Raw genomic sequence first — 20,056 nt, 5'->3', positions numbered from 1 at the left:
CCGAGTGAAATCAGCATGAATGTTATTTTTGAGGAAAGTGGCCAGTTCAAAGTTGCCCGCATTCTTTCCGAAACCGAAGCCAATTATCAGATTGAATTAAGCACCGGTAAACGCAGCAAACTAAAACGCAGTCATGTCATTTTCGAGTTTGATAAAGCGCCTTGCGCCTTAAGCGAACTTATTCCTACCGCAGAAAATCTAGCCGCAGAGATGGATCCCGCTTTTTTATGGGAATTTGCGCCGCCAGAGGACTTTAGGGCGGAGGATTTGGCCGAGGATTACTACGGTCATGAACCAAGCCTTATTGAAAAACTAGCGCTTTTAGTGCGCTTACACGGCTCGCCGGTTTATTTTCATCGCCGGGGCAAAGGGCTGTATAAAGCTGCGCCACCAGACATTCTTGAAGCGGCACTAGCGGCCATTGAGAAAAAGCGCTTACAGGAGGAATTGCAAGCACAATGGGTTGAAAGCTTAGTTAATTTCGAAATCCCTGACGCCATACGTGAGGACCTAAACACCTTCCTAAGCCACCCGAATAAAAATACCATGGCCTGGAAAGCCTTTGAATCCGCGCTTTCACGAAGCGGTTTAGGTATTAAGGAAATGCTACTCAAACTCGGGGTTTATCAAGACGAACTGGCAATTACCTTGGCTAGCTTTTGCGAAAAATTTCTGCCTAAAGGTTATGAGGCGCCGGAGCTTACGATACCGAGTTTGCCTGAACTACCCATCGCCGTGGTGGAGGCCTACTCCATTGACAATGACTCAACCACGGAAATTGATGATGCTTTTTCGATTAAACAGATAGCCGATGACACCTATCAATTCGGCGTGCATATTGCCGCCCCTGCGCTTGCGGTAAGTAAGGATTCCGAGCTAGACCTAGCCGCCCGTAAACGCATGTCCACCATCTATTTGCCGGGCAAAAAAATCACCATGCAAAGTGCGGCCTTGGTGGATGCCTTTTCACTGAATGCGGGTGCAATTAAGCCATGCATTTCCCTCTATGTGGTGGCAGATCTTAGCACTGGCGACATTATTAGTGAGGAGAGCAAGGTAGAAAGTATCTACATCAAGGAAAACCTACGCCTATCACAATTTGATGAGGCGCTCCTCAGCCGAGAAAATCTGGCTGATGAATCGGTGGACATGCCCTATGCTTTTTTACTCCGCCCCTTGTGGCGCTTAAGCCAGCACCTTAGCGCCAAGCGTGACGAGCTACGCGGCTACCCTGAAAAGCACCAAGGTCTTGAGTTTAGCGTTGAGCTAGCAGGCGACTGGCGAGATCAGAACGCTAAGGTACAGTTGATACCTCGCCGCCGCGATAATCCTCTGGATCTGATGATAGGTGAAATGATGATTTTCACCAATGTGGTTTGGTCCGGGATGTTGAGTCGCTTAAAGGTACCAGGCATTTTCCGTACCCAGCAATTTGGTCGCGCTAAACAAAGCTCACACCCCGTAGCACATCAAAGCATGGGGGTACCACAATATGCTTGGATGACCTCACCGCTACGACGCTATGTGGACCTCTTAAATCAACAACAATTAATCAGCGCCATTAACCATGGTGTGTCAGCACCCTTGGTCGCTCCTTATAAACCTAAGGACCTCGATTTACTGAAGATAATGACGCAATTCGACACCTTGATTCAGCAATGGCGCCATTTCCAAGACAGTATGGAGCGCTTTTGGAGCTTGCGTTGGTTACAGCAACAAGGCATCACCGAAGCCGAGGCAAAGGTGTTACGCGATGATGTGGTGCGTCTCATCAATGCGCCCCTCAGCCTGACGGTCAGTGATATGCCGGCGTATGAGCGCGGCACCTTGGTAAAGATTAAGATGGATGGCATCAATTTGCTTAAACTTAAAGCCAACGCTCATTTTCTTGAGTTTATCGCCGCACCTGAGATAGATGATGCGGCGACAGATGAGGATGAGGAGCTCTTCGACGACGCCCTTGATGAAGCCCTTGATGGCGACACCTTGAATGGCGTGACTGCAAGCGAGATTGACCCTGAACGAGCGGCAGAAACAGTACGCTGCGCCGTCTTCGGTTACCCCATTGCGCAAAGTCTCTCACCCCCCCTCCACGCCATTGCTGCGTCACACTGTGGCTTGCAACTCCGCTACGACAAGGTAGAGGTAAAGCCAGAGGATTTTGTGGCAACGGTACAGCAGTTTTTTGCCGACGGCGGTCGCGGCTTGAATATCACCATTCCATTTAAGCTGGAGGCCTTTGAACTCGCTAAAAATCACTTAAGCGAGCGCGCCAAGGCGGCGCAGGCGGTTAATACCTTGTGGACTGAAGAGGGTGAAATCCACGGCGACAACACCGATGGCATCGGCTTAGTCAATGATATTCAAAGCCATGGTCACACCATTCAGGGCAAAAGAATCCTCTTAATTGGTGCTGGCGGGGCCGCCCGTGGCACTCTACTACCTTTGCTAACGGCAGGTTGTGTCGCCTTACATATTGCGAATCGCACTGCCAGCAAGGCGCAGACCTTGGCCGAACAAGCGCAAGCCTTGGATAAGAACGACACAGCCATTAGTGCCAGCGCTTTAGATGACATCCCTGGGCAGTGGGATATTGTGATCAATGCCAGTGCCAGTAGCTTAGAGGATGCACCCTTGGCTATTCCTGCGACCATTTTTGCGGACAATGCGCTGGCCTATGATATGGTTTATCGCCCTAGCGGCAGCACCGCTTTTCTGGAGCAAAGTAAGCGTTTAGGTGCCGAGCATATATTAGACGGTCTTGGTATGCTAGTTGCGCAAGGCATGGAGAGCTTTAGGATCTGGCATGGCGTAGAAGTCGACGCAACTCAAGTATTGCGTGAACTACGTCAAAGCATACAAGCTAAACAGCAGTCATAGAATCGGCTAAAATGGCCTTTTGACCCTTTAAAGCTTTTATGAAAACAGCGCGTCGATACATTGCCAGTGAAATCTACCGTAGCACCATTGCAGTCACGCTTGTCTTAGTGGGTTTATTCATGTTTTTCGACATGATCGAAAACCTCGACAATCTTAACGAGCGTTTTACCTTCGGCTCCCTGCTATTGCTACAGCTCATGCAGATACCAACACGGCTCTATGATTTGCTCCCCATTGCGCTCCTTATCGGTGCAATCATTGCCTTAGCCGGTTTGGCGCAACGCAATGAGCTGGTGGTGCTGCGTGTTTCCGGCATTAGTAGCCGTCGTCTGCTCGGCATGTTATGGATGGGGACTATCCCCATTATGGTGTTTGCCCTGCTACTGTCAGAGGGCGTGACGCCTTATGCCGAGTCCAAAACGGGTCAACTAAACCTCCAGCTACTCGGTAAAAGCAGCGGAGCGCGTATGAATAGTGGCTATTGGTTTAGAGAACCGACTGATAACGGCGCCCTGCGAGTGATTAATATCTCCCGCATCAGCTCCGAGCGCGAAGTAGAAAATATCCGCATTTATAACTTTGATGCCGAGGGCAAGTTCAAGGAGTTAATTCATGCCCAGAGCGGCCTATTCCAACATCAGGAATTACAATTAACGCAGGCCAAGCTGATCCGCACGGATTTTGATTTAGAAACTGCCTTAATGGATCCGACTGCGCCGCTGACACCCTTAAGTACACAAACGATGCTGGACAGCTATACGATTAGCACCAGCTTGACCCAAGCGCGTTTATTAGCCAGTGAGCTACAGCCCGATCGCATGTCGATTATGGGCTTATTAGACTATATTCAATATTTAGAGGATAATCATCTACAGTCTAATCGACAAGTGGTCGCCTTATGGCGTAAGGGGGTCTATCCCTTTACCCTTTTGGTGATGATTACCTTGGCCGCTCCCATCAGTTTTATGCAAACACGCAAGGGTGGCGCCGGCCTTAAGGTCTTTGGTGGTATCTTAATTGGGGTCGTCTTTTTTATGATCAACCAATTGGCGCTTAACCTTGGTATGCTGAATAACTTACCACCCTGGTTAACGGCACTTGCGCCTAATACCATCGCCCTCGTCATTGCGAGCCTAGCCTTGTATTTAATTGAAAGAAAGAATCGCCCTAAGCGCAAGACTCATGCCTAAAAAAGCCACCAAAAAATCGACTGCACAATCTGCTATTGAAGCAAGCACCACTGCCAATTCGCTGCTGGACTTAAATCCAGCCTCAGCAATGCCTAATATCTGGGCAATTGGCGATGTACAGGGTTGCTATCAACAACTGGAGAGCTTATTAAATCATCCGGAAATTAGAAACGATCCAAACTGTAAGCTCTGGTTTGCTGGAGATATTATTAATCGCGGCAAGGACTCCTTAAAAACGCTTAAACGCATTATGGACTTGGGCGACCGTGCGATTACCATACTTGGTAATCACGATATTCATTGTTTAGCCGTGGCTGCCGGCTTTAGGCGTGAGCATCATAGCGATACCATCGGCGAGATTTTAAAGTCCAAAAACCGTAACGATTATATCGAATGGCTACGCACCCGTCCGCTCGCCCATTATGCCTATGGCCACCTGATGGTGCATGCCGGCGTGATGAAGCCGTGGACAACGGCAAAGGCCTTGGAACTCGCAGAGGAGGTCAGCACCAAGGTCTTACGCTCGGATAAATGGCAGCAAAAGCTGGCACAGGTGTTTGGCAACGAGCCTAATCAGTGGGACGATTCCTTAAAAGGCAGTAAGCGTCAACGGGTGGTGATCAATGCCTTTACCCGTATGCGCATGTGCTTTTTAGATGGTGCCATGGACTTTTCCTATAAAGGGGCACCGCAATTGTACCCACTTCATCACGGTGTCAAGGTACTGCCATGGTTTGAGTTGGACCGGCGCCAAACGGCCGACACCACGATTATCTTTGGTCATTGGTCTACGCTCGGCTTATTAATTCGCCCGCATCTATTGGCCCTAGATACAGGCTGTGTTTGGGGTGGGCGGCTCACGGCCATTCGCTTAAACGATAGAAAAGTGATCCAAATCCCCTATACCGAGGGTACCGTTGATAAGCTAGGCTCAAAAATTTGGTCGATAAAAAGCTAAACGTCCACAGTGGCTAATGTGTGCCATCTACCACATCGCGCTCCACCTCCGTTTTAATCAGTTCATAGCAACGCTGTGCCGCTTCGACCCGATTCATCCCCTCGCCACTTAGGGGTTGTAAATAGCGTACCGTCACCGAAATACCAAAATTACTCAATAAAACCCAGATATTGTGCACTAAGGTCTCATCACCAATAAAAGATGGATAGCCACTACGCTCGCCCTTAAAGTACAACAAAATCGCCACCGGCTGTAACGGCACCTGTGCCTTTAGTGGTGCGTCCAATAAGCCACCAAAAAAGCTTTTAACACTTAAACCGTCAGAGGTCGTACCCTCGGGGAATAGACCCGTACACATACCCTGCGCATAGCGACTAGCCAACTGCTGATTCACCTCGCGCATCGCGGAGCGACTGCTGCGATCCACAAAAATCGTGCCCGCTTGTGCCACTAAGCGACCAACAATCGGCCACTGCTTAATCTCTTGCTTAGCGACAAAGGCGGTGGTGCGACAGCTATTGAGAATAAAAATATCAATCCAGGACACGTGATTTGCCACCAACATCACCGCCGTTTGCTGCAATGGCGCCCCCTCAATCCTGACCTTAACCCCCAAGACCAAAATTAAGAGCTTGGACCAAGCCTTAATAATCGCTTCGCGCTGAGACTGCTTTAGCAAGGGGAAGACCAGACCGGTAAAAAAAAGGCCGATCATCAGTAGCAACACAAGTAACACTAATCGAATTAAAAAGCGCAGCACTCGAATTAGAATCACTTGCCTTCCTCCCACATCACGCAACCGCTCACAACGGTCAGCTTGACGCGACCTGGTACTTGGTAATTAATAAATGGCGTATGCACACTTTGGCTCAGTAGGTTGTCGCGATTCACCGTCCAGTACGCCTCTAAATCCACTAAGGCCAAATCAGCCGGTGAGCCCACCGAGAGTTGACCGCAAGCAGAAAATGCCGGCGCCGCTTGCTGTAGAATAGAGACCGGTCCGCAAGTGACCTTGGTCAGCGCCTCCAATAACGGCACCTCATTTTCTTGAGCCCATTTATAGACCAGAGAAAACAGTAATTCCACACCGGAAGCGCCGGGAACCGCCTCGGCAAAGGGGACTAATTTATCCTCGTCATCTAGCGGAATATGATCCGAACAAATCGCATCAATGGTGCCGTCCATCAAGCCACGCGTAATGGCATCACGGTCTCGTTGACTGCGTAAGGGCGGATCCAAGCGGTAATTACTGTCAAAATAACCAATATCTACATCGCTCAAATGCACATGATTGATGGAAACATCACACGTCACTGGCAGACCTTCAGCCTTGGCTTGACGCACCAACTCAATGCCTTGAGCACTGGACAGACGACATAGGTGTAAACGCACGCCAATACTACGCTGCAATTCAAAGAGCGCATGTAAGGCAATGGTTTCGCTCTGCACTGGAATACCAGCTAAACCGAGACGCGAAGCCACTTCACCACTAGCGGCCACCCCGTTAGCGCTAAGACTGCGTTCGTGCGGTCTTAACCATAAACTGTAATCAAAGCTCTTGGCATATTGCATACATTGCTTCAGCGTACCCAGTTCCGGCAAGGGACGATTCGCTTGTGAAAAAGCCACACAACCGGCACGAGTCAATTCGGCCATTTCGGTGATGCGTTCACCATTTAACCCTACCGTCATCGCACCCAAGGGGTACACATAGGTTTGATTTAATGAGCGGGCACGATGCTTGAGCATCTCGACCAAGCCCGGTTCATCCAAGGTTGGATCGGTATCCGGCGGTAAGACCAGACGAGTCACGCCACCGGATAAGGCGGCCATTAACTCATTTTCCAAGGTATCGCGATGCTCATAACCGGGTTCACGCAAACGCACGGATAAATCCACTAAGCCCGGAATCACCACCAAGCCACTCGCATCAATCACGCGCTCTGCCTCAAAATCCACCGGATCAATGGCAACAATACGCTGACCCGCAATGGCAATATCATGCACCGCATCTAATTTATTTTTAGGATCCAGTAAGCGACCGTTTTTAATTAGAATATTCATTATTCAGAAGCTCCTGCAACAATACTCATCACTGCCATCCGTACAGCAATACCAAAGGTCACTTGATCTAAAATCACGGCCTGCGGCGAATCAGCCACATCGGTGGCAATTTCGACCCCGCGGTTCATTGGCCCAGGGTGCATCACAATCGCATCGTCCTTGGCTAGCGCTAATTTCTCCATGGTCAAACCGTAATTTTTAAAATACTCATGCGATGAAGGTAAAAAGGCACCGCTCATACGCTCATTTTGAATGCGTAACATGATCACCACATCCACATCACGTAAGCCCTCATCCATATCATGATAAATCCGCACCCCCATCGGTGATAAATCACCAGGAATCAAGGTCTGCGGACCAATCACACGAATTTCTGGCACCCCGAGCGTGGTTAAGGCGTGGATATTAGAGCGAGCAACCCGCGAATGCAGCACATCCCCCACAATTGCCACCGTCAAATTACTGAAGTCCTTTTTGAAATGACGAATGGTATACATATCCAATAAGGCCTGCGTCGGATGCGCATGCCTACCATCACCTGCATTGACCACATGAATATGCGGTGCCACATGCTGCGCAATCAGATAAGGTGCGCCACTGGCTTGGTGCCGCACAACAAAAATATCCGCTTGCATGGCGGTCAAATTGGCAATCGTGTCTAATAAGGTCTCGCCTTTGGCGGTGGAGGAGACGTTAATATTTAAATTATAAACGTCGGCGGATAATCGCTTAGCGGCAATTTCAAAGGTGGTACGGGTACGGGTTGAGTTTTCGAAAAACAGATTAAAAACGCTTTTACCACGTAAGATGGGGACTTTTTTAACCTCACGCTCAGCCAGGGGCACAAAGGTCTCTGCGGTATCAAGAATATGGGTAATCACATCATGCGGCAAGCCCTCAGTGCTGAGCAAATGCACTAATTCACCATGCTTATTTAATTGCGGGTTAGTCATGTTCAACCTCTTTTAAAGCAATATCAAATACATGCTCTTCATCCTGCGACAATACAAAGCGCTGTGTCTTAGGTAAGGTAAATACCTCACCTACCACATCGGGCTGTACTGGTAGCTCCCGCCCACCCCGATCAATTAACACCGCCAAGGCAATGGTGGCCGGGCGCCCAATATCAAACAGCTCATTCATTGCGGCGCGAACACTACGACCGGTATATAAAATATCATCCACCAAAATCAGATGCTTATTCGTCACATCAAAAGGCACCGAACTGGGTAGCTTTTGCGTGTGCAGCCCAATCTTACGGAAATCGTCGCGGTAGAGGCTGGTATTAATTAAGGCATTGTCCGTCGTAATCGCCAAATCCTGCTTAAGGCGCTGAGCTAACCACGCACCACCTGAATAAATACCGACCAAATGCACCTCATCGGCCGGGTGGGCAGCGATTAACTCAGCAACACCTTGTTTTAAGCGCTGATATAGCTCCTCGGCCTTAGGTAGCTCATCCAAGCTACGCTGCTTCGGCTGCTTAGGGGATCCATTTTGCATGATTATTCCTGAGTTTAAATGATCTAGTTAGCCCGCTATTTTATCACTTAAGAGGCGAGGACATCTAAATGTCGTTGTAAGATAACTGCAGCCGCCACTGCATCATCCTCAGTTGCAAAACGACGTGCTGACTTGGCATCAAACTGCTGATATTGACGAATGAGATCTTGCGCTTCCATGCTGGAGTACTGCTCCTCAACCAAGACCACCGGTAAGCCATAACGACCATGTAATTGATTAGCAAAACGCCGCGCCCGCGCCGAGGCCTCCTGCTCCTCGCCCGCCAAGGTGAGTGGCAAACCCACCACTAGCTGATCGGGCTCCCACTCACTGAGCAAGGCCTCAATTTGCGCAAAGCGTTGCTGCTTCACTTCCGACTTAATAATGGCAAGCGGTCGCGCCTGCCGTATCAATGAATCACCAATCGCCACACCAATTTTTTTTAAGCCAAAATCAAAGGCTAAAAAACGTATTTCTTGGTTCATCACTTAGGCATGACCCGCTTGCGTCGACAAATGACTAATATCAATGCCCAAACTGGCTAAGGCAGCCTGATAACAATCGTAGGGTGGTCGCTTAAAAATCAGATCATGGTCTGCCGGGACAGTTAACCAGACATTTTCACTTAATTCGCGCTCTAACTGACCCTCATCCCAACCGGCATAACCAAAGCAAATAAACACATCCTCGGGGCCCTTGCCAAGCAAATAATCCTGCAGCATATCGGATGAATTGCTGATTTGCAAAAGCACGTCTTTGTGACCGCTCGTGCTATCAACGTCGGCAGTTTTCAGCGGTGGGTGTAATACAAAGCCACGCATCGGCTGCACCGGGCCACCAAAAAAGATGGTTTTATTGACATAATCGGCCGGCGCTTCCAACTCGAAACGCTCGACTAAATCACTTAACTCAATATCGGTGGCACGATTAACAATCACCCCACCTGCTCCCTCGGGCGAGTGCTCAAATAAATAAATCACCGTGCCGTTAAATAAATCGGAATCCACACCTGGCATGGCTAATAAAAACTGACCACTTAAGTCGGTAAAATGCTCAACATTGCGCTCGTCGCTTGATGAGTGTTGCTTATCAAAGCTTCCCATTTAAACCTCCACCATCTCAAAATCCACCTTGCGCGCTGCGCATTCGGGACAGATCCAATCATCGGGGATATCCTCCCAACGGGTGCCGGGTGCAAGCCCCTCATCAGGGGCGCCTGTCGCTTCATCGTAGACCCAGCCACAAATCAAACACATCCAAGTTCTCATTTAAAACCAGCAAAAATTTATTAAGATAAAGACGCTATGTTCTAATTGTACTGTTAACATTCTAAACAGTTGACTAGAACGGCATATGTTGAGAGGAATTTTCCACTGGATTAAGCGATGACACAAGTAACTAAACGCTTTACAAACGGTCTTTACGGGATTACGCCTGAGTGGCAGGATCACGCCAAACTGCTGCGCGCTATTGAGGCTGCCTGCCGCGGTGGCATGCGGGTATTACAATGGCGCCAAAAAAAGCTCAGCTATGCCGATTCACTGGCGCTAGCGTTAGAGGCCAAAGCGATTTGCCACCAATATCAATGCCAATTTTTTGTCAATGACTCAGTGCAACTGGCCCTTGACTGTCGTGCCGATGGGGTACATATCGGTCGTGACGACGGCTCCGTCACCGCGCTACGTAAAGCGTGCCAAGCACAGGGACAAAGCTTATTCATCGGCGTAAGTTGCTACAATGATATTAATTTAGCGCAGCAAGCGATTAAGGATCAGGTTGACTACTTAGCCTTTGGTGCGCTCTTCCCCTCCTCGGTCAAGCCCGAGGCAGTGGTTGCGTCGTTGGACTTATTTGCGGCAGCCAAAGCCGTGATGCAAGCGCATCAACTAGGGCCCACCGAGCGCCCGGCACTGGTCGGCATCGGCGGCATTGACTGCCATAATGCACGCTCTGTGGTTGAGGCTGGCGCAGATAGCATCGCCGTCATCAGCGGATTATTTGAGAGCGATGAGATTGAAGCAACGGCACGCTACCTTAGTAATTTATTTTAAATGTAAACTATTTAATAGGCATCTTCATGACAACAAATCAAGCTTTATTTGACCGCGCCTGCTTAACTATTCCTGGCGGCGTTAACTCACCTGTGCGTGCATTTAAATCCGTTGGCGGCACCCCGCGCTTTATTGCCAAAGCCGAGGGCGCTTATATGTGGGATGCCGAGGGTAATCGCTTTATCGATTATTTAGGCTCATGGGGTCCAGCCATTGTGGGGCACGCTCACCCCGAGGTGGTTGAAGCGGTACAAGAAGCGGCGGCACGTGGTCTATCCTATGGCGCTCCCACCGAAGCTGAAATTTTACTGGCTGAAAAGATCACCCAGTTGCTTGCCCCAGTGGAAAAAGTTCGCTTAGTCAGTTCCGGCACGGAAGCCACCATGAGTGCGATTCGTTTAGCTCGCGGTGCAACCAATCGCAACAAGATCATTAAATTCGAGGGCTGCTATCACGGTCACTCCGATAGTTTATTGGTAAAAGCTGGCTCTGGCCTACTGACCTTCGGCAACCCCTCTTCTGCCGGCGTACCGGAGGAGTTTGTTAAACACACCTTAGTGCTAGAGTTTAATAATTTAGACTCGGTACGTGCCGCTTTTGAAGCCCATCCAGAGGATATTGCTTGCATTATTGTAGAACCCTATGCTGGCAATATGAATTTAATCAAAGCTAAGGCCGGCTTTTTAGAGGGCTTGCGTAGTTTATGTGATGAGTACGGCGCCCTACTTATCTTTGATGAGGTCATGACAGGTTTCCGTGCCGGTCCTAGAGGAGTACAGGGTATCACCGGGATTATGCCCGATCTTATCACTCTAGGTAAGGTCATCGGTGGCGGGATGCCGGTAGGTGCCTTTGGTGGTCGTGCGGATATTATGGAGCACATTGCGCCACTCGGCGCAGTGTATCAAGCTGGTACCCTATCCGGTAACCCAGTCTCGGTTGCCGCTGGTTTAAAAACGCTCGAAATCATCACGCGTGACGGCTTCTATGAGCAACTGACTGCGCAAATGGAAAAGATGATCACTGGCTTAGTCGAGGAAGCGAAAAAGGCTGGCGTCACCTTTAGTGCAGATTTTGCAGGCGGTATGTTTGGCCTGTACTTTACGGAAAAAGTACCGACCAACTTTGCCGAAGTATCCGCCAGCGATCAGGATGCCTTTAATCAGTTCTTCCACCATATGCTAGAACACGGCGTACACCTTGCTCCCTCAGGCTTTGAGGCAGGCTTTATCTCCGCCGCGCATAATGACGAGGTCATCGAAGAAACGCTACAAGCCGCTCGCGCCAGTTTCAAAAAACTCGCTTAAAAAGCAGCCCTCCTAGTAAAAACCCTAGATTTTTTTAGTCAAAATCCTCCACCATAAAAGTGGAGGATTAAACTAAGCTACAATAAACGGATTCAGGGGCACCTACTTCGGGTGAACCGAAATTTGTTGTGAGTTTTATGGGAAGTTAAATGGCTGTTAATTTTCATATCCCCAGTCCAGAAGCTATCCATGCAGTACCAGGTGTTGAGATTGGTATTGCATCTGCGGGTATCAAAAAAGCTGGTAAACGTGACTTAACCGTTTTTAAATTCACCCCGGGCACCACGGTTGCTGGTGTGTTTACACGCAATCGCTTTCGTGCGGCACCGGTACTGATTTGCGAATCACGTCTACGCTGCGATCAAGAAATTCGTGCTCTACTGATTAATACGGGCAACGCAAATGCCGGCACCGGTAGCGAGGGGATGGATCGTGCCTTACAAACATGCCAAGCCTTAGCCAAGGAGCTGGGTCTTGATCAGCACCAGATATTGCCATTCTCAACCGGTGTGATTTTAGAGCCACTACCCCAGAACAAGATCATCGCTGCTATCCCAGCCGCCGTGTCCGATCTGAATAAGCACAACTGGCTACCGGCCGCTTCCAGTATTATGACCACCGACACGGTCCCTAAGATCAGTTCCAAGCAACTTGAAATTAACGGTCGTACCGTCACCATTACTGGTATTTCCAAGGGCGCAGGGATGATTCGCCCAAATATGGCAACCATGCTGTCCTTTATTGGCACGGATGCCGAGGTTGAGTGTCATTTATTAAAGCAAATCACCACCGAGGTGGCGGATAAGTCGTTTAACCGCATCACCATTGATGGTGATACCTCCACCAATGATTCCTTTATTATTGCGGCAACGGGACAAAGTGGTATTGAGATCACCACAGAAAGTGAGCATTATCAACGTTTTGTTGAGGCCTTAACCGAGATTGCCATCGATCTGGCCCAAAAAATTGTGCGTGATGCCGAGGGTGCGACCAAGTTTATTACGGTTCAGGTCGAGTCCGCCAAAGACCAGGAGGAAGCCTTAAAAGTGGCTTATTCCATCGCACAATCCCCCTTGGTCAAAACCGCTTTTTTTGCCAGTGACCCGAATTTAGGTCGAATCCTGGCGGCCATTGGCTATGCCGATATTGCTGATTTAGACACCTCCACGATCAATTTATGGTTGGGCGATGTGTTGGTAGCCAGCAATGGCGGGCGCCATCCGGACTATGTTGAGGCAGATGGTGATCGTGTGATGCGAGAGCCTGAGATCGTCGTACGGGTAGCCTTAAATCGCGGTGAAGCCAGCGAAACGGTCTATACCTGCGACTTCTCCTACGATTATGTAAAAATTAATGCGGAGTACCGCACCTAAGCAAGCAAATATGTTTGCGCAACATCCACGGCGGCGCCCCTTGCTTAAGGGAGCGCCGTTTTTTACATAGTAAGCGACAAAGCGTACGTCAAACACCACAAAAAAGCACAAAACCCTGCTAAATCATTGACAGATAAGTGGTTTTATGGGAAAATTTACGGCTTAGCTCAAACTTTTCTGGTAGATCCAGTGATTCTACAGAGCCTCGATGTACTGACATTAGGCACAGAGCTAAGACTATCAGTTTATTAATCAATTTATTTTGAGGTTAAGTCACAATGTATGCGGTCATAAAAACCGGCGGCAAGCAGTATCGCGTGAGCCCCGGCCAAAAACTTAAGGTAGAACAGATACCTGCAGACATCGGGCAAGAAATCTCTTTAGACCAGGTACTATCCGTTGGCGAAGGCGAATCACTCAAAGTGGGTTCTCCTTTAGTTGAGGGTGCTACTGTTACAGCTAAAGTTCTTGCGCACGGTCGTCACGATAAAGTTAAAATTTTCAAGATGCGTCGTCGTAAGCACTACAGAAAGACTCAAGGGCATCGTCAAAATTTCACCGAGATCGAAATCTCAGCGGTTAATGCTTAATTAGCTTATTCGCTTTTTTTACAGGAGTAAATCATGGCAACCAAAAAAGGTGGCGGTAGTACGCGAAACGGCCGCGACTCACAGGCGAAACGCCTAGGTGTTAAAGTATTCGGTGGTCAAACAGTTCCGGCTGGTTCTATTATTGTTCGTCAACGCGGTACTCGCTTTCATGCAGGTGACGGCGTAGGTATGGGCAAGGACCACACGCTCTATGCCTTAGTGGATGGACAGGTTCAGTTCACTAGCAAAGGCGCTTTGAAAAAGCCAACTGTACAGGTAATCGCTGCTGAGTAGTTTTAAGCTCAACTAGCATTAGCTTTACACAGCTTTTCACAGCTTTTCACAGTGATAACGCCGTTTACTTTTAGCGTAAGCGGCGTTTTTTATTGTGATTGACATCACACCGTGCATAACGCCTCCAGCCTATCAACACAAGCACTGCAATACGCTACACTATAAGCAGCAGCTATTTTTTATAATTACACCACAATCATTACGATGAAATTTGTAGATGAAGTCACGATTGAAGTCATTGCCGGTAAAGGTGGTAATGGCTCAGCCAGTTTTAGACGCGAAAAGTTTATCCCCAAAGGCGGGCCAGATGGGGGCGATGGCGGCCGCGGCGGCAGCATTTTTGCCTTGGCGGATCGCAATCTTAATACCCTAATCGATTACCGCTATGCCCGTTTGCACCGTGCCAAAAACGGTGAAAACGGTCGTGGCTCGGATCAATACGGGGCCGGTGCCGATGATATTATTTTAAAGGTACCCGTGGGCACCGTAATTTATGATGCAGAAACCGGTGAGCAGCTATTTGACTTGGATCGGCATGGCGAGAAAGTCACGCTAGCACAAGGCGGTGCCGGCGGTTTAGGTAATTTACACTTTAAATCCAGCACTAACCGTGCACCACGGCAGTTCACCTACGGTAAGCCGGGCGAGCATAAGCACTTACGGATGGAGCTTAAGGTCTTAGCGGATGTGGGCTTACTCGGTTTACCTAATGCTGGTAAATCCTCTTTTATTGCCAAAGCCTCGAATGCCAAGCCCAAGATCGCTGATTATCCCTTTACCACACTGTATCCTAATCTCGGTATGGTGCGTACCTCCGCCTCTCGTAGCTTTGTCATTGCCGATATTCCAGGCTTAATTGAGGGCGCTTCTGAGGGTGCTGGCTTAGGTCATTTATTCCTCCGTCATCTAGCCAGAACACGAGTATTACTGCATATTGTCGATATTTACACGATGGACCCCGATATTGATCCGGTGGCCAAAGTGGCGGCTGATATTGAGGCGATTGCTGCTGAATTAAAGCTCTATGATGAGGCGCTGTATCACAAACCACGCTGGTTAGTGTTAAATAAAGCCGATATGGTTGAAGATGCCGAGCAATTCAAACAAGCACTGTGTCAACACATCGGCTGGGAAGGTCCGGTATTTACCATTTCTGCCTTAAGCGGTGAAGGTACAGAGCAGCTAATCTATGCACTCCAGGATTTTGTAGATGAGGTCAAAGCCGCAGAAAACTACGCTGCCGATAAGGCTGCCGGTGTGCTGACGCATGATGACCCACGCTTTGATCCAAACCGTCAGGCAGTAGAAACTTTAGAAGACGATCCTCGTTTTAGTAACGTTGCAGAGCAAAACGCTAGCAAGCTTGAGCCACGCTACGATCCGCATTCGCCCGCCTATGATCCACGCCTAGACCCTAATCATCCGCTCTATGATCCGCGCATTGATCCCGATGATCCTAATGCCTAAGTAGCGCGTTGGTGCATGGAAAAATGATAAGATAGCAGGCTTAAGTAGATTTTTCTTAAGCCTGTTGTCGCTTAAGCAACCCTAATTTAGAACGTCTTATTCCTCATGTCAGAACTTCATCAAACCGCCTTAGTTAAAGATGCCAAACGAGTTGTCATCAAAATCGGCTCCTCGCTCCTAACGAATAATGGCAAGGGCATCGATAGCCGAGAAATTGCCCGTTGGGCCGCCCAAATTGCGCATCTGCATCAAGCTGGGCAACAGGTGATACTGGTTTCCAGCGGCGCCATTGCCGAAGGGATGGCGCGTCTAGGGTGGGCTCAGCGACCTAAGCTAGTGAATCAATTGCAGGCAGCCGCCGCAGTCGGTCAAATCGCCCTAGCCCAAGCCTATGAGACGGCCTTTAATGAATACGGCATCCAAACCGCACAAGTCCTCTTAACGCATGAGGATTTAGCGGACAGACACCGCTATTTAAACGCTCGTTCAGCGCTTAATACCCTATTAGAATTAAACGTGATCCCTATTATTAATGAAAATGATACGGTGATTACCAAGGAAATTCGCCTGGGTGATAATGATACGCTGGGTGCCTTAGTGGCGAATTTACTTGAAGCTGAGGTCTATGTGATTTTGACCGACCAAGAGGGTCTCTATGACAGTGATCCGCGTAAAAATAGCAATGCCCAGTTTATTCACCGTGCCGAAGCGGGTGATCCAGCCCTTGAAAAAATGGCCGGTGGTGCTGGTACGCACGTGGGTACCGGCGGCATGCTGACCAAGGTACTGGCAGCCAAGCGCGCGGCTCGTAGCGGCGCCCATACCATTATTGCCAGCGGCCATGTGGACAATCTACTCCCGCGCTTAATGCAGGGCGAGTCCATTGGCACCGAGCTATTAGCTAAAATCCCCATTCTCTCAGCACGTAAGCAATGGCTGGCAGCGCATTTACATGTGAGTGGCTATTTGGTGCTAGATGAGGGTGCCATTCAAGCCCTGACCCGCCAGGGTAAAAGCCTGCTACCTATCGGTATCACCGAGGTACGGGGCGACTTCGGACGGGGCGACCTCGTGGCCTGTATCGATCAGGAGGGTAATGAATACGCCCGTGGTCTGGTTAGTTACAGTGCAGAAGATGCGCGGAAGATTATTGGTAAGCCGAGTTCACAGATTGAAAGCATTCTGGGTGCGGTGACCGCCACCGATATGATTCACCGCGACCATATGATTATTCATCACTAGCTAGCCTCACAGCTCAGCTACAGCTCAATCAAGGTGCCCACAGGCGGCGGGCGCCTTCTAAAGCACACGCTTCAATCAACCCGTATTGCGTAAACCAGTGGCAATGCCATTAATCGTCATCAACACCGAACGGGCAATACTACCACGCTCGGCGGCGCTCTCAGCCGTATCCTCGCCCACTTCACGCAAACGATGTAGTAACTTCACTTGCAGATAGTTCAAAGGATCGACGTAAAGAAAACGCTCCTGTAAAGCATTTTTAAGATTGGTATTATCAGCCAATAAATCGTGCTGCACTACCTCTTTAAAATAGCTTAAGGTTAAAGCGAGCTCTTTTTCTATCTGGCTAAATACCGCCTCTCGTAGTGCCTCATCCTGCACCAAGGTGCTGTACTGACGACCGATGGCGATATCGGTTTTGGCCAAGACCATTTCCATATTAGATAAGAGGGTATTAAAGAAAGGCCATTCCTGCGCCATGTTACGCAATAGTTGCAGTCGTTCCGCGCGCGACCATGCCTGATAGTCATGCCCCTCCGCATCTACCATCCCCTCTTCAATAAAGGCTTGTAGTGCCGTACCCATACCGTACCAACCTGGAATCATTAAACGGCACTGTGCCCATGAGAAGGTCCATGGTATCGCACGCAAGTCCTCAATCCGGTGCCCAGCCTTACGGGAGGCGGGACGAGAGCCGATATTTAACTCGGCAATTTGACGCACGGTGGTACTCTCAACAAAGTAGTTTGCAAAGCCCTCGGTGCCATAAACTAGCTCACGATAGGCTTTTTCCGAGCACGTGGACATAAACTGCACCACCGCATGATAACCTCGCTCAGCGCAAGCCTTTGCATCTAAGGCGCAGGCCTCCTCACCGGTTTGCGCCGCGTTTTTACTTAATAAACTGGCTTGCAAGGTGGCAGTCACAATCTGCTCCAAGTTCCACAATCCGGTTTGAGGTGTTTTATACTTAAACTGAATCACCTCACCCTGTTCGGTTAGGCGAATCTTACCTTGCACAGTACCTGCTGGTTGCGCCAAAATCGCTTCATAAGTTGGACCACCACCACGACCGACAGAACCGCCGCGACCATGGAACAAGCGTATGGCCACACCATGCTTTTTAAAGACCTCTACCAAGGCTAATTCCGTTTCATAGAGCGACCAGTTGGAGGTTAAATAACCACCGTCTTTATTGCTGTCGGAATAACCTAGCATCACCTCTTGTATGCCGCCCTGCGACTCCATAATGCGCTGCTTGACCCATGGAATGGAAAGCCATTGGTCCATAATCTTTGCGCCCGCTTGTAGATCAGGAATGGTTTCAAAAAGCGGTACTACAATTAAGCCTTCATTGGCCTTAAAAGGGAGCAACTCGCCCTGAGCATCCATGGCCACAGGCAATAAACCGGTTTCTTGCTGTAATAACAAGAGCTCAAGCATATCGCTGAGCGTCTCGGTATGGGAGACAATGCTTTGGGTAATGGCACGATAGCCGTACTGCTGACGAATCGCCGCTGCGCTTCGCAAAATCTCTAATTCACGCTCAGTCTTTTCGCTATATTCCTGCCACGAAGCCACTAAAGGACGAATCTCCGCTAATTCCTTAAGTAAAAACTCGCACTTTTGCTCCTCACTCAACTCGCTATAAATGAGCTTTTTACCGTTAAACTGCACCCCGGCACGCAAAAACACTTCTTCTAACACACGTTCATGCACATCGGAGCTTTGACGCAAGTCAATGGTGGCCAAGTGAAAGCCAAAGACATTGACCGCATAAATTAAATTTTTTAAACGCAGATCGGTTACCCGCGTCGCATGATAGGTATTTAAGGAATTGGCGACGATAGTTAAATCATGCAAAAACTCCTCGGCACTTTCATAGACACGCCCAAACTCTGCCTGTGCTAGGCTAATTTGCCCATTGCTCAGACGCTTAGCCGTTGCTGCCAAACGCGCATACATACCAATCATGGCTCGACGATAGGGTTCATCCTCACGATGCGGTGAGCGGTCATGGCTACGCTCAGCCAATTCACGCAACTCCTCCGAGGCTGGGGCAAAGGCTTCACTTAAGGACAACTCAGTACCCAAGGCATGCACTTCGGCTAAATAATGATTAAAAATTGTCGCCGCCTGCTTGGAAATCGCCATTTTTAAGGTATCGGCATTGACAAAGGGATTACCGTCACGGTCACCACCGATCCAAGAGCCCATGCTCAAAAAGCGCGCAACCTTTGTGCTATCAACCTTAACATCCTTGCTCAGGTACTTATACATCTTGCTGTAAAGCTGTGGTATCACCTGCAGGAAAGTGGAGTTATAAAAATTCAGTGCATTATCAATCTCATCGGCAACGGTCAGCTTATCAAAGCGCAGCATACGCGTATACCACAACAGTTGAATCTGCCCCAAAATACGCTCCGCTATGGCTTCCTTTTGGCGCGGCTCATCAATAAGATGATACTCACGTAGGGAGTCGGAAATGACTTGATGACGATCCAAGATACTCTTACGCTGTACCTCCGTAGGGTGTGCGGTCAGTACCGGTACAATATTTAGCTCATCCAAATAATCATAAACCGTCTGGCTTGATACGCCGGCCTCATTTAAACGCGCTAAGGTCACGCTTAAACCATGCATATTGGGTCTATCCACTTGGTGGTCCAAATGATCCAAACGCCGCTGCAATCTATCCTCGGCAATATTGGATAAGTGCATAAAATAGCTAAAGGCACGACTTAAGGACTTTAACTCCTGATCGCTTTTTTGATTGATTTCATCAATCAAGGACTGCATGACTTCCTGCTTTTTCTCCTCATCGCCCGTCTGCTCAACCACCGTTCGACGTACACTCACGGCTTGACGGCGCAGATTCTCAATCTGCTCAAATAAAGCTTGGCCCTCGGATTCCTGGATACTTAAACCTAATAAACGTCCCAAGAAACGAATATCATTTTGCAGCTCCTGATATAAGATCTCGCTTGACTGCTTGGCGCCCTCATGCTGTGTCTGAATTTCCTGTTGTGCAAGCATGCTACGCTACTCCTAATTGATTTTTCATCTAAATGAAAAAAGAGCGATACACCCATGCGGTGACCGCTCCCTAGCCTACGCTCATCCTCAAAAATCAAGCC

General features: G+C 49.0%; 18 protein-coding genes. 10 read left to right on the top strand and 8 right to left on the bottom strand.

All coding sequences use genetic code 11. The annotated features are described in order from the left end of the window. Positions 1–15 precede the first annotated feature (15 nt). The 3 genes from aroE to HMPREF3144_RS07780 are packed head-to-tail and all read left to right on the top strand — an operon-like array spanning position 16 to position 5,028. On the top strand, positions 16–2,880 hold the full coding sequence (aroE, locus tag HMPREF3144_RS07790) for a shikimate dehydrogenase (RefSeq protein WP_070477302.1): 2,865 nt from the start codon (positions 16–18) through the stop codon (positions 2,878–2,880). A gap of 38 nt (positions 2,881–2,918) precedes the next feature. Beyond that, the gene (gene lptG / locus HMPREF3144_RS07785) at positions 2,919–4,070 is read left to right on the top strand and encodes an LPS export ABC transporter permease LptG (protein ID WP_070477299.1); all 1,152 of its coding nucleotides are present in this window, start codon (positions 2,919–2,921) and stop codon (positions 4,068–4,070) included. Next, positions 4,063–5,028 (top strand): symmetrical bis(5'-nucleosyl)-tetraphosphatase, encoded by a 966-nt coding sequence (locus tag HMPREF3144_RS07780; protein ID WP_371441268.1) that lies wholly within the window; start codon positions 4,063–4,065, stop codon positions 5,026–5,028. Before lptG ends, HMPREF3144_RS07780 begins: the two co-directional genes overlap by 8 nt. 13 nt (positions 5,029–5,041) lie before the next feature. On the opposite strand, the gene HMPREF3144_RS07775 is transcribed toward HMPREF3144_RS07780, so the two are convergent. Genes HMPREF3144_RS07775 through HMPREF3144_RS07745 form a run of 7 tightly spaced genes read right to left on the bottom strand, consistent with a single transcriptional unit; the run spans position 5,042 to position 9,863 of the window. Next, positions 5,042–5,803, bottom strand: coding sequence for a lysophospholipid acyltransferase family protein (locus HMPREF3144_RS07775; RefSeq protein WP_070477296.1), 762 nt, complete (start codon positions 5,801–5,803; stop codon positions 5,042–5,044). Next, a complete protein-coding gene (locus HMPREF3144_RS07770) occupies positions 5,800–7,092 on the bottom strand; it encodes a dihydroorotase (RefSeq protein WP_018025585.1) in 1,293 nt (430 codons plus the stop codon). Before HMPREF3144_RS07770 ends, HMPREF3144_RS07775 begins: the two co-directional genes overlap by 4 nt. Continuing rightward, complete coding sequence (locus HMPREF3144_RS07765; RefSeq protein ID WP_018025584.1) at positions 7,092–8,045, bottom strand: aspartate carbamoyltransferase catalytic subunit; 954 nt, start codon at positions 8,043–8,045, stop codon at positions 7,092–7,094. Before HMPREF3144_RS07765 ends, HMPREF3144_RS07770 begins: the two co-directional genes overlap by 1 nt. Further along, entirely contained in the window at positions 8,038–8,595 is a 558-nt protein-coding gene (gene pyrR / locus HMPREF3144_RS07760; protein ID WP_048767816.1) for a bifunctional pyr operon transcriptional regulator/uracil phosphoribosyltransferase PyrR, read from the bottom strand. The genes HMPREF3144_RS07765 and pyrR overlap by 8 nt, the downstream gene beginning before the upstream one ends. 47 nt (positions 8,596–8,642) lie before the next feature. Then, positions 8,643–9,080: a Holliday junction resolvase RuvX gene (ruvX, locus tag HMPREF3144_RS07755; RefSeq protein WP_036558171.1), complete on the bottom strand. Its 438-nt coding sequence runs from the start codon at positions 9,078–9,080 to the stop codon at positions 8,643–8,645. A gap of 3 nt (positions 9,081–9,083) precedes the next feature. After that, complete coding sequence (locus HMPREF3144_RS07750; RefSeq protein WP_070477294.1) at positions 9,084–9,698, bottom strand: YqgE/AlgH family protein; 615 nt, start codon at positions 9,696–9,698, stop codon at positions 9,084–9,086. Then, positions 9,699–9,863 carry a rubredoxin gene (locus HMPREF3144_RS07745; RefSeq protein WP_026156731.1) on the bottom strand — a complete coding sequence of 55 codons (165 nt, stop codon included), beginning with the start codon at positions 9,861–9,863 and terminating at the stop codon, positions 9,699–9,701. A gap of 117 nt (positions 9,864–9,980) precedes the next feature. On the opposite strand from HMPREF3144_RS07745, the gene thiE reads away from it, so the two are divergent. The 7 genes from thiE (at position 9,981) to proB (ending at position 16,919) form a co-directional block, all read left to right on the top strand. Continuing rightward, on the top strand, positions 9,981–10,646 hold the full coding sequence (gene thiE, locus HMPREF3144_RS07740) for a thiamine phosphate synthase (protein WP_070477291.1): 666 nt from the start codon (positions 9,981–9,983) through the stop codon (positions 10,644–10,646). A gap of 26 nt (positions 10,647–10,672) precedes the next feature. Then, on the top strand, positions 10,673–11,953 hold the full coding sequence (hemL, locus tag HMPREF3144_RS07735; RefSeq protein WP_070477289.1) for a glutamate-1-semialdehyde 2,1-aminomutase: 1,281 nt from the start codon (positions 10,673–10,675) through the stop codon (positions 11,951–11,953). A 149-nt stretch (positions 11,954–12,102) separates the two neighbouring features. Next, entirely contained in the window at positions 12,103–13,326 is a 1,224-nt protein-coding gene (gene argJ / locus HMPREF3144_RS07730) for a bifunctional glutamate N-acetyltransferase/amino-acid acetyltransferase ArgJ (RefSeq protein ID WP_070477287.1), read from the top strand. A 278-nt stretch (positions 13,327–13,604) separates the two neighbouring features. After that, positions 13,605–13,916 carry a 50S ribosomal protein L21 gene (gene rplU, locus HMPREF3144_RS07725; RefSeq protein WP_018025576.1) on the top strand — a complete coding sequence of 104 codons (312 nt, stop codon included), beginning with the start codon at positions 13,605–13,607 and terminating at the stop codon, positions 13,914–13,916. A gap of 33 nt (positions 13,917–13,949) precedes the next feature. After that, positions 13,950–14,210 carry a 50S ribosomal protein L27 gene (gene rpmA, locus HMPREF3144_RS07720; protein WP_018025575.1) on the top strand — a complete coding sequence of 87 codons (261 nt, stop codon included), beginning with the start codon at positions 13,950–13,952 and terminating at the stop codon, positions 14,208–14,210. A 204-nt stretch (positions 14,211–14,414) separates the two neighbouring features. Continuing rightward, entirely contained in the window at positions 14,415–15,677 is a 1,263-nt protein-coding gene (obgE, locus tag HMPREF3144_RS07715) for a GTPase ObgE (protein WP_070477285.1), read from the top strand. Positions 15,678–15,782: 105 nt separating this feature from the next. Further along, the gene (gene proB / locus HMPREF3144_RS07710) at positions 15,783–16,919 is read left to right on the top strand and encodes a glutamate 5-kinase (protein WP_018025573.1); all 1,137 of its coding nucleotides are present in this window, start codon (positions 15,783–15,785) and stop codon (positions 16,917–16,919) included. 75 nt (positions 16,920–16,994) lie between these two features. Here the strand turns inward: proB and ppc are convergent, their stop codons facing one another. Further along, entirely contained in the window at positions 16,995–19,955 is a 2,961-nt protein-coding gene (gene ppc / locus HMPREF3144_RS07705; protein ID WP_018025572.1) for a phosphoenolpyruvate carboxylase, read from the bottom strand. Between the last annotated feature and the right edge of the window lie 101 nt (positions 19,956–20,056).

This window comes from Oligella sp. HMSC05A10 (assembly GCF_001808335.1).
GTDB lineage: Bacteria > Pseudomonadota > Gammaproteobacteria > Burkholderiales > Burkholderiaceae_B > Oligella > Oligella urethralis.
Note: the sequence above shows the minus strand (reverse complement) of the source record. Positions and strands in the feature narration are given on the sequence as shown.